The 14308-nt window shown below is 38.6% G+C and carries 13 protein-coding genes; 9 read left to right on the forward strand and 4 right to left on the reverse strand.

Annotation, left to right across the window (positions count from 1 at the left end; translation table 11 throughout):
• Positions 1-226: 226 nt before the first annotated feature.
• The gene (locus tag HR060_RS18740) at positions 227-682 is read left to right on the forward strand and encodes an RNA recognition motif domain-containing protein (protein ID WP_174201809.1); all 456 of its coding nucleotides are present in this window, start codon (positions 227-229) and stop codon (positions 680-682) included.
• A gap of 94 nt (positions 683-776) precedes the next feature.
• On the opposite strand, the gene HR060_RS18745 is transcribed toward HR060_RS18740, so the two are convergent.
• Entirely contained in the window at positions 777-2144 is a 1368-nt protein-coding gene (locus tag HR060_RS18745) for a DUF5610 domain-containing protein (RefSeq protein WP_174201810.1), read from the reverse strand.
• 193 nt (positions 2145-2337) lie between these two features.
• Here HR060_RS18745 and trmA point away from each other — a divergent pair, with 193 nt between their 5' ends.
• The 4 genes from trmA to HR060_RS18765 all read left to right on the forward strand — a co-directional run bounded on the left by trmA (position 2338) and on the right by HR060_RS18765 (position 6807).
• Positions 2338-3441 (forward strand): tRNA (uridine(54)-C5)-methyltransferase TrmA, encoded by a 1104-nt coding sequence (gene trmA, locus HR060_RS18750; RefSeq protein WP_174201811.1) that lies wholly within the window; start codon positions 2338-2340, stop codon positions 3439-3441.
• 5 nt (positions 3442-3446) lie between these two features.
• Positions 3447-4595 carry a fatty acid desaturase gene (locus HR060_RS18755; RefSeq protein WP_174201812.1) on the forward strand — a complete coding sequence of 383 codons (1149 nt, stop codon included), beginning with the start codon at positions 3447-3449 and terminating at the stop codon, positions 4593-4595.
• A gap of 200 nt (positions 4596-4795) precedes the next feature.
• Positions 4796-6226, forward strand: coding sequence for a Si-specific NAD(P)(+) transhydrogenase (sthA, locus tag HR060_RS18760; RefSeq protein WP_425487468.1), 1431 nt, complete (start codon positions 4796-4798; stop codon positions 6224-6226).
• An 11-nt stretch (positions 6227-6237) separates the two neighbouring features.
• Positions 6238-6807, forward strand: a complete 570-nt coding sequence (locus tag HR060_RS18765; RefSeq protein WP_174201814.1) for a uracil-DNA glycosylase family protein — start codon at positions 6238-6240, stop codon at positions 6805-6807.
• Here HR060_RS18765 and HR060_RS18770 read toward each other — a convergent pair.
• Both HR060_RS18770 and HR060_RS18775 read right to left on the reverse strand, forming a co-directional pair.
• Positions 6804-9062 carry a bifunctional diguanylate cyclase/phosphodiesterase gene (locus tag HR060_RS18770; RefSeq protein WP_174201815.1) on the reverse strand — a complete coding sequence of 753 codons (2259 nt, stop codon included), beginning with the start codon at positions 9060-9062 and terminating at the stop codon, positions 6804-6806. The two genes, HR060_RS18765 and HR060_RS18770, sit on opposite strands and share 4 nt — an antisense overlap.
• Positions 9052-10923 carry a sensor histidine kinase gene (locus HR060_RS18775; RefSeq protein ID WP_174201816.1) on the reverse strand — a complete coding sequence of 624 codons (1872 nt, stop codon included), beginning with the start codon at positions 10921-10923 and terminating at the stop codon, positions 9052-9054. The genes HR060_RS18770 and HR060_RS18775 overlap by 11 nt, the downstream gene beginning before the upstream one ends.
• Before the next feature lie 168 nt (positions 10924-11091).
• Here HR060_RS18775 and HR060_RS18780 point away from each other — a divergent pair, with 168 nt between their 5' ends.
• The 4 genes from HR060_RS18780 to HR060_RS18800 all read left to right on the forward strand — a co-directional run bounded on the left by HR060_RS18780 (position 11092) and on the right by HR060_RS18800 (position 14048).
• Positions 11092-11463 (forward strand): CHASE3 domain-containing protein, encoded by a 372-nt coding sequence (locus HR060_RS18780; protein WP_174201817.1) that lies wholly within the window; start codon positions 11092-11094, stop codon positions 11461-11463.
• A 224-nt stretch (positions 11464-11687) separates the two neighbouring features.
• Positions 11688-12131: a hypothetical protein gene (locus HR060_RS18785; RefSeq protein WP_174201818.1), complete on the forward strand. Its 444-nt coding sequence runs from the start codon at positions 11688-11690 to the stop codon at positions 12129-12131.
• An 18-nt stretch (positions 12132-12149) separates the two neighbouring features.
• On the forward strand, positions 12150-13100 hold the full coding sequence (locus HR060_RS18795; RefSeq protein WP_343044278.1) for a methyl-accepting chemotaxis protein: 951 nt from the start codon (positions 12150-12152) through the stop codon (positions 13098-13100).
• A 186-nt stretch (positions 13101-13286) separates the two neighbouring features.
• Positions 13287-14048, forward strand: a complete 762-nt coding sequence (locus HR060_RS18800) for a DUF481 domain-containing protein (protein WP_174201820.1) — start codon at positions 13287-13289, stop codon at positions 14046-14048.
• Positions 14049-14099: 51 nt separating this feature from the next.
• On the opposite strand, the gene HR060_RS18805 is transcribed toward HR060_RS18800, so the two are convergent.
• A partial coding sequence (locus HR060_RS18805) for an integrase core domain-containing protein (protein ID WP_174201821.1) occupies positions 14100-14308 on the reverse strand: 209 nt, incomplete at its 5' end.

Genomic DNA, 14308 nt, shown 5'->3' on the forward strand with positions numbered 1-14308 from the left:
TCGTTGCCTCGCTGCGTTGTGGGGGCGCATTATAGAGATCTAACTTCACCCGTCAACGCTTTTTTTGAAGTTTTTTATTAATTTTTTACATTTACTCTATTTAGTTCATTATTTATACTCATGCTGTGGAAAATGATGTCTGATTCAGATTTACAACAATAATATAATCACTCATACAAGTTTTTCATGTCCTCTTTTTACTATTCATTTTTAGGAATAAACAATTATGTCTAACCAAGTTAAACAGATTCTTGTATCTGTAATTTTGGCTGTAGTGGCGGCAGTTGCATTACCTGACCTAGATTTATCATCTGGTGTAACGCTTGCTCTAGGTTTACTTATAGGCGGTATCATTACTTCTTTCATCACTCCTCCAGCAACTGCAACTGAGTCGAACGAAGCTGAATACACCGGGGAAACCAAAACCCTTTATGTTGGTAACTTACCATATCGTGCAAACGAAGCGGCAGTACGCGAACTCTTCTCTACACAAGGTACAGTTGTCTCAGTTCGTCTAATGCGAGATCGAAATACAGGTAAGCGAAAGGGATTTGGTTTTGTTGAGATGGCGAAATCAGATATAGAAAACGCTATCGAAAAGCTAAATGACTCGGAGTTCCAACAAAGAACACTAAAAGTACGTGAAGCTAAAGAACGCCCGCAACAAGATCAGAATGCTTAATCACTCTGTTTAATGACAATAAAAAACGGTAGTCATACTACCGTTTTTTTTATTTAACTCATATTTATTTTAATACCTTGCCACCGAATTCCTACTAACCATTTGCTTTTTGCTGATTCACCTTTGCTTCTTCGATAGGTTTTTGAGTACTTTCAAAAAGCTCAGTTCCTAATAATATTCCGTTAAAATGGTTAAAACGTTGGAATGCATCCAATAACTCTTGTCCACTCATTTGATAGGTATGACCGACTACTTTTTGTATGGTATTAACTAAATCTTCGTCTTCAGAGAGTACTTTCTTAGATTTATCCATCATTTTAAGTAATTGAGCAGCATAATTTTGAATAGGCTCCTCAACTGATTTTGGCAAACCGTTTTGTTTTTCAAAACCTTCTACTTGCTGGTAGCTTTGCATCACTTGTACTTGTTTTGTCTGTTTCAGGTCCAAAGCAAACCCTGAAATTTCATCATCATCAAAGCCTAATTCTTTTGCTTGTTCAAAAGCAGCTTGGATGTCACCATCGAAAAAGCTCTTTGAAAGCTTGTTAATATCATTCACTAAACCAGCAATAGCTTCTTTTTCGTCTTCGTCTAACTCACCTTGAATTTCAAATGCAAATTCTTGATTAGTGTAAAAGCTCGTTTCTTTTTCGCGTTGCTGATAGTTTAAAAAACCTTCATCGCTATCAACATTAGCATCAATCTGTTGCTGCCTAGCCTGAAATGCTTGTAGACTGGCAAAGTTGATATTAACGGTATCTCCATCTTTAGTGTTTATGGTTAAAGATGAGGATTGCTCTTGCTGCATTTTTATTTGCTGCTCGACACTTTTATAAGAAAATACATTTGAGCTGCGTTCGGGGTCATTTATTTGATCTTCAAAGAGATTAAAACCGTCTTTAATCAGACTTTCTGATTTCTTTATCCCTTCATCGATAATGTCACCAGGCTTAACATCACCACCTAGAATATCTCTTGCTTCTTTAATTCCTCGGTCGACTCCTTTTCTAGCTTGACCAAGTAAATCGTTTAGTTTCTCTTTGTCAGCACCTGCACTTGCGGCATTAGTAAGGGCTCCGCCAACAAAATCTAATACAGTTGATGCAACTTTTTCAAAGTCAAATAAAGGCTTTTCTTCAACTTCCGCAATTGCTTTGCCAATATCAATGGTATGAAGCTTTTCCGTTTCCTTTTGCTCAAAGCCAAATGATTTGACAATACCCTCGTCGCGGATTTGTTTCATCACAGCTAAATGCGTCTCCATAGATTTGGATAACACTTTAACACTGTATTCTTTTAAGGGGAGTTCAGATAAATGGGTCTTAACCGCATAATCCGAATCTGTTGTTTGCCTTGTATTTGCTTGCTGTGTTTGTTTGGCAGGCTCATTCGCTACTTTCTTCTCTACAGCAGGCGAAAGTGACGGGCTGGCATCTGCACTTTTTACCGTTCCTATATTCATAACCTGTTACCTAAAAAACCTCACAAGTACTATATCGGCCGAAGTTGATTTTTATTTAATCAATATTTATCTATTATTTTAGCTTATTTAAGAGACTCAAAATGCAGAAAAGTTCAGCTTATAGCTATATAGACTGGACAAGTGGAGTACTCGCTATACAATTGCCGACCAATTTAGTCACGGAGTCTCACACATGCGCGCAGATCAAATAGACGTTGCACAATATCAAGCACTGCTTAAAGAAAAAATAGCTGAAACAGAAGCGGGTTTCTCAAGTTTAGCTATGCCGCAAGCTAATGTGGTGGAATCTCCTGAATCAGGCTATCGTTTAAGAGCCGAATTTAGAGTGTGGCACCAAGATGATGACAGTTTCTACATTATGTTTGACCCGCAAACTAAAGAGAAATATCGAGTTGATCACTACATTCCTGGAAGTACGCTAATTAACGAGCTTATGGAAGCTGTAAGAGAAGCTTTCTTACCTAACGAGATCTTACGTCGCAAACTTTATCAAGTTGATTTTTTAACGACATTAAGTGGCGAAGCACTCGTATCATTAATCTATCATAAACCGCTTGATGCACATTGGGTTGCAGAGGCAACAGAGCTAAAAGAGCAATTAAACGAAAAATTTAATCTGAATCTAATTGGCCGAGCGAGAAAACAAAAGATTAATATCGATCAAGACCATGTTACTGAGGTTTTCAACGTCAATGGTCGTGATTTATCATATAAGCAGATCGAAAATACCTTTACCCAACCAAATGGCATTATTAATAAAGCAATGTTGGGCTGGGCTCATCAAATTAGTCAAACACTATCTGGTGATTTGCTCGAACTCTACTGTGGTAATGGTAACTTTAGTTTGGCACTCGCCGACTGCTTTGATCATGTAATTGCAACTGAAATTGCTAAACCATCAGTAAAAGCGGCTGTTGAAAATATTGCTAATAATGGCATAACTAACGTCACGATAGGCCAAGCATCAGCAGAAGACTTTGCCGCTGCGTACTTTGATGGAAAATCAGTAAAGTCGTTAAAGGATATTGAACTAAGCGATTACAATTTTTCTATTATTTTGGTTGATCCGCCTCGCGCAGGTCTTGACCAAAAAGCAACTGAGCTAGTTCAGAAATTCGACAATATATTGTATATTTCATGTAACCCTGAAACTCTGAAAACCAATTTAGAAACGATTACGCAAACGCATCAAGTGATGGATTTCACCTTATTTGATCAATTTCCATACACTCATCACATTGAATCGGGTGTTTGGTTAAAGCGTAAAGGAAGTTAAATTTTATGATTGAATCAAAAGACGCTCCTATATCTTGGCTCAACATATCTGTATTTTTAATCACAGGTTTAATTGCGCTGATTTGGATCCCTATTCACGCCTTCACACATGGCTTCACTTTGCTTGAAGTCATCGCCTGTGTACTTTGCCTTGGCTATTGCGGTATGTCGATTACCGTGGGTTATCACAGACTCTGGTCTCACAAAACTTATCAAGCAAACAGTTTTGTCAGATTCATTCTCGCAATAGGTGGCGCATTTGCATTGCAAAACAGTATCTTGCACTGGTGTTCAGATCACAGAAATCATCACAGATATGTAGATAACAATGACAAAGACCCTTATTCAGCTAAACGCGGGTTTTGGTTTTCTCATATCGGTTGGATGCTTCGCCAATATCAAGGCGAAGAGTACGGTGATTACAAAAACGTAAAAGACTTACAAAAAGATAAAATCGTCATGTGGCAACACAAGTATTATGTGCCTCTTGCGTTATTAACGAACTTAGGAATTCCTTTACTATTAGGTTGGTTAAATGGTGATATTCTAAGTATGTTTTTAATGTCTGGTGTATTGCGCCTAGTACTCAGTCACCACTTCACTTTCTTTATCAACTCACTTGCTCATATTTGGGGTAAATCGACATTTTCCAGTGCCCATACGGCAAAAGACAACCACTGGTTATCTCTTGTGACTTACGGTGAAGGTTATCACAATTTCCATCACACATTTGAATACGATTACCGCAACGGCATTCATTGGTACGACTTTGATCCAAGTAAATGGTTTATCAAAACGATGAGCTTAATCGGCTTTACTTGGGGTTTGAGAAAAGCACCGCAAGAGCGTATCGAACAAGCCAAAGCTAAATTTAAATTAGAGCAAGCTAAAGACAAATTATTAGCCCTACCAAATGCAGCGGCTCATATTGAAAAGCTAGAACAAGAATATGAAGTGTTATTAAAACGCATCAATGCTTTTTACAGTACACAGAAACGCTTTATCGATTTGAAGAAAAAGAAACTGGTTAAAGACGTTGAAAAAACTGAGTTGTATCGTCAACTTCAAGACATGAATCAACAGCTAATTGAGCTTAAGCAAAAGCTAAAAGCTCAACAGAATAACTTCGCTCGATTAAGCCTTCAGTACAGCTAAACTCTCTACTTTTATACACCTTGCTCAAAGCTCAATTGATTACGCTTTGAGCAAGTTTCTCTTCAGAACACCGTATCAGTAAAGCTTTAATGCCAAGTAACTGATCTCAGTAACAAAATTAAACAATAGATGTCATGCAGTTTTTTTATATTTAATTAAACTATAGGCATCAAGTACAAAACTCATAATTAGGATTGGCCGTGGCTAAAGCAGATAAAAAAACGATAAGCAAAGACACACAATTTGAATACGACACGATTATCATAGGTACAGGACCTGGCGGCGAAGGCGCTGCGATGAACCTAGCGAAACTCAATCAAAAAGTAGCCATTATAGAACGTCATCAAAGTGTGGGTGGAGGCTGTACTCACTGGGGTACTATTCCATCAAAAGCACTTCGTTATTCAGTATTGCGTTTAGACGAGTACAAAGAAAACCCGCTTTTCGGCGGTCATGCCAATGATTTACATCTGACATTTCCCGATATTTTAAAACACGCCAGTGGTGTAATACGCAAACAAACTAACCTGCGTTCAAGCTTTTACAATCGAAACCGTGTTTCACTCATTCACGGCGAAGCTTCGTTTGTTGATGAACACACAGTGGCAATTAAAAAAGAAGACGGAGCGAGTGATCAAATTACCGGTAAAAATATCATCGTTGCAACCGGTTCTCGCCCTTATCACCCACCTAAAGTCGACTTCAGTCATCCTAGGGTTTACGACAGTGATAGCATCTTATCGCTAGAGCATGATCCTAAATCAATCATTATTTACGGTGCAGGTGTCATTGGCTGTGAATACACAAGTATCTTCAAAGGGTTAGGCGCAAAAGTTGACTTAATCAACACACGTGACCGCCTATTATCTTTCTTAGATAACGAATTCTCAGATGCACTTAGTTACCACCTTAACAGTGGTAAGACGACTATCCGCAACGGCGAAGAATTTGAGAAAGTAGAAACTAAAGATGACTGCGTTATTTTACATACCAAATCAGGTAAGAAAATCAAAGCGGATTGTATCTTGTGGGCAAATGGTCGAACGGGTAATACAGATAAACTCAACCTTTCTGCAGTTAAATTAGAAGCCGATTCTCGTGGTCAGGTTAAAGTAAATAAAAACTATCAAACAAGTGTTAGTAATATTTACGCTGTTGGTGATGTAATTGGTTACCCGTCATTAGCAAGTGCAGCTTTTGACCAAGGCCGAATTGCTGCAAACGCCATCATGAACGGTGGCGCTGATTCCGAGTTAATCGAAGATATTCCAACGGGTATTTATACTATTCCTGAGATTAGCTCAGTTGGTAAAACAGAAGAAGAGTTAACCGCAGCTAAAGTACCGTATGAAGTAGGTAAGGCACAATTTCGACACCTTGCCAGAGCCCAGATAGCAAGCTCTGAAGTAGGTGGTTTGAAATTATTATTCCACACAGAAACAAAAGAGATCCTTGGTATTCACTGTTTTGGAATGAATGCGTCAGAGATAGTTCATATCGGACAAGCAATCATGCAGCAAAAAAATGGTGCCAACAACATCGAGTACTTTGTTCATACGACATTTAACTACCCAACAATGGCTGAAGCATATCGCGTGGCCGCCTTGAACGGCTTAAACCGTTTACTATAAAGCATCACTTCATGGCTTTATTGTCATCCATTCTGGCTTGCAAAACTTGCGAGCCAGAACTTTCCGCCAGTGCGCTCGGCGCAAACCCCATTCTTAGCTTAAACACTAACTGCCAAGTTTTGATTATTGGCCAAGCTCCTGGTAAACAAGCACATATAAACAATAAACCCTTTACAGACGCCAGTGGCAAACGACTGAGACAATGGTTAGGTTTATCTGAATCAAGTTTCTACAGCGAAGCAATAAGTATAATTCCTATGGCCTTTTGTTACCCAGGAAAAGCCCAAAGTGGAGATAAAGCACCGGATAAACGATGTGCATTGAAGTGGCACCACAAGGTAATGAAAGAAATTAACCCGCAAATGACCTTATTGCTTGGCCAATATTCACAGCAAGCTTATTTGCCCAACCACCAATCTGTGACCGAAAATTGTCGAAACTGGCAAAAATATGCGCCTTTGCAATGGCCGCTTCCACACCCATCCCCAAGAAATCAGGCTTGGTTAAAACACAATCCATGGTTTGAGCTCGAGTTATTACCTAATTTAAGAACACAAATAGCTCAACTACTTAACCTTTAACGGCTAAGTAACGCCAGTGCTTTTTCCACGAGCATAGGTTTATAAAAATAAAAACCTTGGATTTTTTCTACACCTAAGCCTTTTAACAGGGCGAGTTGTTCTTCATTTTCAACCCCTTCAACGATGACATCTTTCTTAAGGCTCTGGATAATCTCTATGATGCCCCTAATGATGGTGAGGGATTCTGAATTACTGGTAATATTCGCAACAAAAGCGCGGTCAATTTTGATCGTTGTTAGTGGTAAACGCAACAAATAACTCAATGATGAAAAACCAGCCCCAAAGTCATCTAGGCAAATGACAAAACCTTTATCAACTAAAGAATTTAGACGACTTATCGCTAGCTCGGAATGGATAAGTGCATTTTCAGTCACTTCTACTTCAACTTTATCAAGTTCAACATTGTTTTGAGTGAATACCTTGTGTAATTCATTCACAAAGCTTTCATGATTGAGTGAGTTTGCGGATATATTGAAAGAAATAGGCACAGCGACCTCAGGATTAGCATTAATAATGTCACACAATGCACGCGCTACATATAAATCAAGTTCATAATGCATACCTGATTTTTCAACCGACGCGATAAAAGCCCCTGGTGGGATCATACCTTTTTTTGGGTGCTTCCATCTTAGCAAAGCCTCAAAACCTATAACTTGATGCTCCACACCTCCCACTTTAGGTTGTAACACTAAGAAAAGCTCTTGTTGATCAATTCCTATTCTAAAGTCACTGAGTAACGTCATCGACTTTCTCGATGCTATTTCGTAAGCCTCGTCAAACACTTCGCCGGAACCGCGTTTTTGCTCCTTAGCAACATTTAACGCCATTTCTGCACGACGCAGTAAAATGCCAATATCGGGAGAAGACTCATCCGAGTAACTTAAGCTAGATGTGCCGACAGTTAGACCTATACGAATAGATTGACCTTCAAGAACTATCGGTCTTGAGCATCTCACCGCCACCTCATTTGCAGATAACGTTGCATCAGCTACAATAACTGCATAAGCGTCAGAATGGACTCGAGCAATAATCGTATTTTTACCAAACAACTGTCTCAGTATATCGGCGACTTTTTGCAAAATGGCATTGCCGAGCTCGTAACCAAGTGAAGCAATGAAATGATGGAAATAGTCAATATCAATTAAATACAGGGTGCATTTGGTTCGATTAAGCTGACAATATTGAATGCCCTCTTCGATTAACCCAGCTCGATTGTATAGATTGGTTAACTCATCATGAAATGCAGCTTTATTTAAATGACTAAAGAACTTCGCATTCTCTAAGCCTAAAGCCACATTCATGCAAAATATTTGCAACAATTCTTGATCAGCTGTTGCCAAACACACTTTACCCGTTGCAACAATAACACCCTCCCAACCAGAAGGCGTTGATAAGTAAAGACAACTCACGTCTTCGGTAAATACATGTTGTTTTTGTTCAAGAGCTTGTAGCGCCTTAACCATAATCGGGAGTTCTCTTTGAATATCCTTGATATTACAACCAAAATATTTGCTGTACTTTGTATCGGCAGCTACAACGTAATAACCATCCTTACACTTTGATGAATCAATTGGCGCTTGAGCGGGTCTCTGTGAAACACAAAATAAGCTTTCAGAAGCTAAATCAAATAACGCATCGATTTGTGTTAACACCCCAGAGGAAAATTCAAAAACAAATCGTTCCTGCATTAAACTAGCAGATGCATCAACAATAGCTCTTAGGCCATCTCGACTTTGCTCTATCGTCCGTAATTGTTGAAAACTCCGCAGGCCAGCGGCTAATACAGTAAAGAGTTTTTTACGTGTTAATTCTGTCTTGGTTTTATAGGAATTAATTTCATATCGAATGATCACTTCTTCTTCAGGTGCATAACCGGCCTGACCTGTTCTCAATACAATTTGAACCAATGCATTGTTAAGTTCGTTGCGGATCCTATCGACTAGTTCTAAACCAGCATTATCAGATTCCATAACAACGTCGAGTAAAATCAAAGCCATTTCAGGATAAGATTTAATTAGTTCAAAGCCTTCTTTCGCACTATAAGCACTATAAAAAACCAGGGGGCGATCGTACAAGGTAACATTTTTTAGCGCAAAAATAGTCGCTTCATGGACGGAAAGTTCATCATCAATGATACCTATAACCCAAGGTTCAGCTGAGCAGTCACTGGTTACCGGCACACTGGAGTGTTTACCATCAACAGGGGTTAGTTCATTATCGTCATCATCGAGAATTTGAATAAAATCATCTGCCATCTTCAACTTCCTTTTCGTTCGTATTTATTGGCAATTGAATACTAAAACGGGTGCCCTCTCCTAATTTACTGCTCACTTTAATATCACCGCCCAACAAACTCACAACAATATTATAAATGATGCTCAACCCCAAACCTGACCCCCCTTGCCCTAATTTAGTAGTAAAGAAAGGGTCAAAAATTTTTGGTATATAATCTGGCTCAATACCTTTACCCGTGTCTTCCACTTCAATCAATACATTTTCATCATCGAGCTGTTTGGTGGTTATTGTAATTTGACCTTGCTTAAGATCATCAAAGCCGTGAATAACCGCATTATTAAATAAGTTGGTGATTACTTGTCCTAATGGGCCTGGGTATGAACTCATTTCAATGTCGTCGGCAAAGTTGTAATGCAATTCAATATCTGTACGCTTTATCTGGTGTGCCAGCGTTAACATGACTTCTTGAATCATTTTTGAGAGTTTGAAGGCGCGCTTTTCTTCACTTGATTGGTCAATAGCCACTTGCTTAAAACTGTGAATCAGGGTGGAAGCTCTATCAAGTGCAGGTAGTAATACTCCTAGCCCCTCATCAATGTCAGCGCGAAAGAGCTCTAAATTACTCTTTCGCATCTTGCCCGTTTCAAGCTTCTCTAAAAAGCGTTTAATACTGGTTTGGAAACTGCTACCCATCGTTACTGCAATACCAATCGGTGTATTAATTTCATGCGCCACACCAGCAACTAAAGAGCCTAGTGAAGCGAGTTTTTCGCTTTGAACCAACTTGCCTTGCATCGCTTTAATTTCATCAAGTGCCTCTTCTATTTTCGCTTTATCAGAGATTAACTGGGCTTGATAAGCTTGCTCATTTTCTCGCAACTCATCGAGCTCTTTAAGTGCAGCTTGTAATATAGCGAGTTGTTTGAACACCAATCCCAATTCATCTTTAGAGTCCTGAAACTTGATATCTCTTTTCCCTTTTCTCAATTTTTCAATATCTATAACAACTTGCTTAAGTGGTGAGGTGATACTTCTACCGACAATAAATAAAAACAAAACAGAAAAAATAGCAATCAAAGTAATAAGGATAGAAATACGATAGGAAACTCGATTCAGTCTTTTGGCCAATTCAGGTTTAAGCCAAGACATAATTGCTTTAATTTCATCTTCAACCACATGCACTTGTTTACGCATTTGCCCCTCTGTGCCAGAGTTGTGATCAAGTCCTATTTGATTGATTAACGCCACTAACGTATGAAAATTTTGATGATAAAGGTTTAGTGACTCCCGATAATTTACAGGTATTTCATCGAGCAATATGTGATATTTAGCCTCAAATTCATCTGCGTACGCTAATTTTTTTGATTTGATAAAAAAGAGTTCAAAGCGCTTGAGTTGAAATAGCTGCCTTTTAATTGAAAGGCTCAGATCATCAGTATTATCAAGCAGGTCTAATTGCTGGTGCATGTCCCCTTGCAGCCCTGAGTTTTCATCAAGTCCAACTTTTCTGTACAAATCAACGAGTAACAAAAATTGACGTTGATATTCGTTTATCGCTTGTTTGATGTCGGTTAAATCAACATTAATTTTGGCTTCTTCTAGGTATGTTTCGAGGGTATTAAAGTTCTCAGCAAACAGAGCAAACTCTGATTGGTGTTTTTGTACATAGCTTTCATCCAATCGCATGATGAAATCTTTTTCATGCCGGCGTAACAATAATTTACTGACTTGAATATGCTCAACCAAATCTTCAATTTTGTTGGATTGGTTGAGGTAGCCCTTTTGAAACCAAAGCAAAGCATTAAGCGAAATAAGGATGACAATCGTCAAAATTTGTAGCGCAAAAACACGGCTTTTGATGGATATGTTTTCTATTTTCATTACAGCCTAAAAAAAAGCGATAGCTCAATGACTAAATTAACTATCCATTAAACATAGATAATGACAAAGCATCTCGCAAAAAAAACCATAATTTAATCATTCTTCACAGGCTAAAAACCCTTTTTTGACTGAACGCTTAAAGATAACGGAAAATCAATTGGAAAAAGAATGTTGAACTCACTGACACCCAAACAAAAGTTAAATTCAGGTTTCGGCCTAATAGTGCTTTTGATGTTAGTGGTTAACATTATTAGTTATTACCTTTTAAGTAGGGACAGTGAACTGGGCGATGAAATCGCTTCAGATGATGTGCCTGGTACCATTTATTACATGGCACTTATAGACGAATCAGGCGATATGCAATCCAATGTATTGGAATATTTGATTGGTGAAAGTGATGAAATTGAGAGCTTTGAAGCCAATTACGAAGAATTCAAACAAGCGTTTGCAACTTTAAAACCTTTAGAGTCGGCAACCGCTTCTGATCGCGAAAAAATGAAAACCATCGAAAACCTAGGAAAACCTATTCCCAAACAGTAAAAGAACAGTTTTTTGCCCTCTACTCACCAAACGACCACCAATGGGCTATTAATAAAGTTGAAGAGATTGAAAACGGTATCGGTAAGGAACTCTATGATTTAGTTTTCAGGCTTCAAGAAGAAGAATACCAAGACGCCCAGAATACAACGGATATAAATGAAACGCTAAACGATGATATTCCCGGTATTCGACTTTATTTAGAGCTGGTTGATGAATCAGAAGATATGCTCAGTGGTTTAGCTAAATATGTTAGCGGTAGCAGTGAGTTTAAGCGTAACACAAATTCATTCAAAAAATATCTAGCTAATTTACGAGAGCTAGAGAAAAAACCAAATGAAGTAGCCGCACTCAATAAAATTGAAGACTTATTTAACCAAATTAATGTCCAAGCCAATGAAATCTTTTCCCGTTATGACTCTAGTTCACTGAAAAAAGCAGTAAAAATTGTTGATGATTTAGAACATCAAGTTTTTAATGTGCTCGAAGAAACTCTAGACAAATCGAGTATGGAAGAGCGTAATGACGCCAATCGCTCTTTAGATATTTTAAATGACGATTTATCTAACCTCATTTTAATTTCTAGTGGTGTTACCTTAGTCGCAATGATCATTGCTATCATGATTGCTTATCTGATCAGTAACTCCATCACTCGAAGAACGGAGAATTAACTGCAAATTACCCAACTGATTCCTCGTGGTGATTTAACATCAAGCCAAATTGAAGATGCATCAGCAGATGAATTAAAACAACTTGCAGATGCCGTACATGATATGTCTGATTCACTCAACGAAATCATCTTAAAGATTACTCAAATTAGCCATAATGTATCGGGCTCGGTTAATCAAATAAACCAATTTAATAACCAAGCAGTGCCCACAGCAACTGAACAAGCAGAGCAAGCAACTTACATAGCTACAGCAGTAGAAGAGATGAGTTCAACCGTGTCAGAAGTAGCTAACCAAAGCCAAGGCGCAGCAAGTAGAGCAGAAGCAGTAGGGGTGACAGCCCAACACGGTGGAGAAGTGGTAAAAGATACAATTAAAGGTGTGACAGATGTAGCACAAATTGTTAGTGAAACAGCCACAACAGTGAACGACTTAGGTAACCAAAGTGCACAAATTGGCGACGTCATTAATGTGATTAATTCAATTGCTGAACAAACAAACTTACTCGCGTTAAATGCCGCTATTGAAGCGGCTCGAGCAGGCGAGTTTGGCCGAGGTTTCTCAGTAGTTGCAGATGAAGTAAGAACCTTAGCTGAACGAACAACTGAGGCGACAAAGGAAGTTGCAGATTCAATTAAAGCCATTCAAGACAGTACGTCGGTTGCCGTTGAAAGAATGCAGCGCAGCACTGATGAAGTTCAAAAAGGTGTCGAATTAGCAGAGCGTGCTGGTGAAGCATTAACAACGATAGTCACCGAAGCAGATGAGATATCTCACCTTATTCATTCTATCGCTACCGCCACTGAAGAACAGGCCCAAGTTGCAAAAGAAATGGCCAGTAACATTGCCCATATTAGTGATGGTGCACAAGAGACGCTCAATAACAGTGAGCAAACGGCTCAAGAAACAGCGCAAGTACAAGCAGAAGTGGAGCAACTGGTAGAGATTGTTAGTGGCTTTAAAACAAAATAAACTCATCAGATGAGAAAGTCTTATCGGCTTTCTCATCTCACCTCTTCTCGCTAGCCAAAATATCCGATTATTTTTTAAAACATGTTGCGCAAAAGCGCTTTGTTAATATGGTCTTTAAAAAATAAGTGATATTATATTGAGCGATTTATAACATTAATCCAATCACACACAAAAAGGATCTCCCCCATGTTCACAAAAAAGTTATTGGCGGTTGCGCTTTTAACTGGCATGAGCCAAGGCGCTTTTGCTGAAGAGAAAAAAGAAGATGACAAAAACTGGCAAGCAAAAGTTCAGTTAGGTGCAATTTTCACGTCGGGTAACACGGAAACCACTTCAATTATCGGTAAAGGCGAGTTCAAACACGAAAACGAAACCTTTATCAACAAACTAGAGTTAGGTGGTTGGTACAAAGAAGACGAAGTAGAAAACGACGACGGCGAAAAAGAAAAGCAAAAAACCGGTCAAAAATTCACGATCTCAGGTCAAACAGATTATAAGTTTGAAACCGAAGGGACGTCATTATTCGTTCACGCATCACATACTAATGATAAGTTTGGTGCAATTTACAAGCACTACTCATTATCTGCAGGTTATAGCCAATTTATCTTCAAAGAAGAAACAACTTTCCTAAAAGTTGATATCGGTCCTGGTTATGTTTGGGGTGAAGAGCAAGACGGTACTGAAATCGATTCAGGTATGATTCGTGGTGCAGCAGATTACGAGTGGAAAATTAATGACTATGTTACTTTCACTCAAGAATTAAGTGTTGAGCACAGTTTTGAAGCTGAGAAAAACACGCGTACTCACTCAGTGACAGGTTTGTCGTCAAAAGTTGGTGATTCACTACAAGTTAAACTTGCTGTTGCGGTAACGAATAACACTGAAGTACCAGAAGACACAGAAGAAACGGATGTTTCTACTTTAATCACGCTTGTTTATGATTTCTAACTAGCTTGATTAGTAAATGACCCATCCTAGTATGGGTTGACACTTTTTTGATTAAAACGCCTGATGAATTTCATCGGGCGTTTTGTATTTTAAGGCCGAATGTGGCCTTTGTTGATTATATAAATCGACTGATTGTTTTACCATTTTCCTTGCCTCATTTAGGTTATTTGGTTTCATTAACACGTATTCGTTTTTAAGAATACCGTTTACTCTCTCAGCCAGTGCATTTTGATAGCAGTCATAACCATCTGTCATTGAAC

The sequence above is a fragment of the Marinifaba aquimaris genome, from assembly GCF_013328345.1.
In the GTDB taxonomy this organism is placed as follows: Bacteria; Pseudomonadota; Gammaproteobacteria; order Enterobacterales; family Alteromonadaceae; genus Marinifaba; species Marinifaba aquimaris.

Bases quoted from the DNA above. Each gene is read 5' to 3' on its own strand.
- HR060_RS18740 (WP_174201809.1), top strand. From the start codon at position 227: ATGTCTAACCAAGTTAAACAGATTCTTGTATCTGTAATTTTGGCTGTA.
- HR060_RS18745 (WP_174201810.1), bottom strand. From the start codon at position 2,144: ATGAATATAGGAACGGTAAAAAGTGCAGATGCCAGCCCGTCACTTTCG.
- trmA (WP_174201811.1), top strand. From the start codon at position 2,338: ATGCGCGCAGATCAAATAGACGTTGCACAATATCAAGCACTGCTTAAA.
- HR060_RS18755 (WP_174201812.1), top strand. From the start codon at position 3,447: ATGATTGAATCAAAAGACGCTCCTATATCTTGGCTCAACATATCTGTA.
- HR060_RS18765 (WP_174201814.1), top strand. From the start codon at position 6,238: ATGGCTTTATTGTCATCCATTCTGGCTTGCAAAACTTGCGAGCCAGAA.
- HR060_RS18770 (WP_174201815.1), bottom strand. From the start codon at position 9,062: ATGGCAGATGATTTTATTCAAATTCTCGATGATGACGATAATGAACTA.
- HR060_RS18775 (WP_174201816.1), bottom strand. From the start codon at position 10,923: ATGAAAATAGAAAACATATCCATCAAAAGCCGTGTTTTTGCGCTACAA.
- HR060_RS18780 (WP_174201817.1), top strand. From the start codon at position 11,092: ATGTTGAACTCACTGACACCCAAACAAAAGTTAAATTCAGGTTTCGGC.
- HR060_RS18785 (WP_174201818.1), top strand. From the start codon at position 11,688: ATGCTCAGTGGTTTAGCTAAATATGTTAGCGGTAGCAGTGAGTTTAAG.
- HR060_RS18800 (WP_174201820.1), top strand. From the start codon at position 13,287: ATGTTCACAAAAAAGTTATTGGCGGTTGCGCTTTTAACTGGCATGAGC.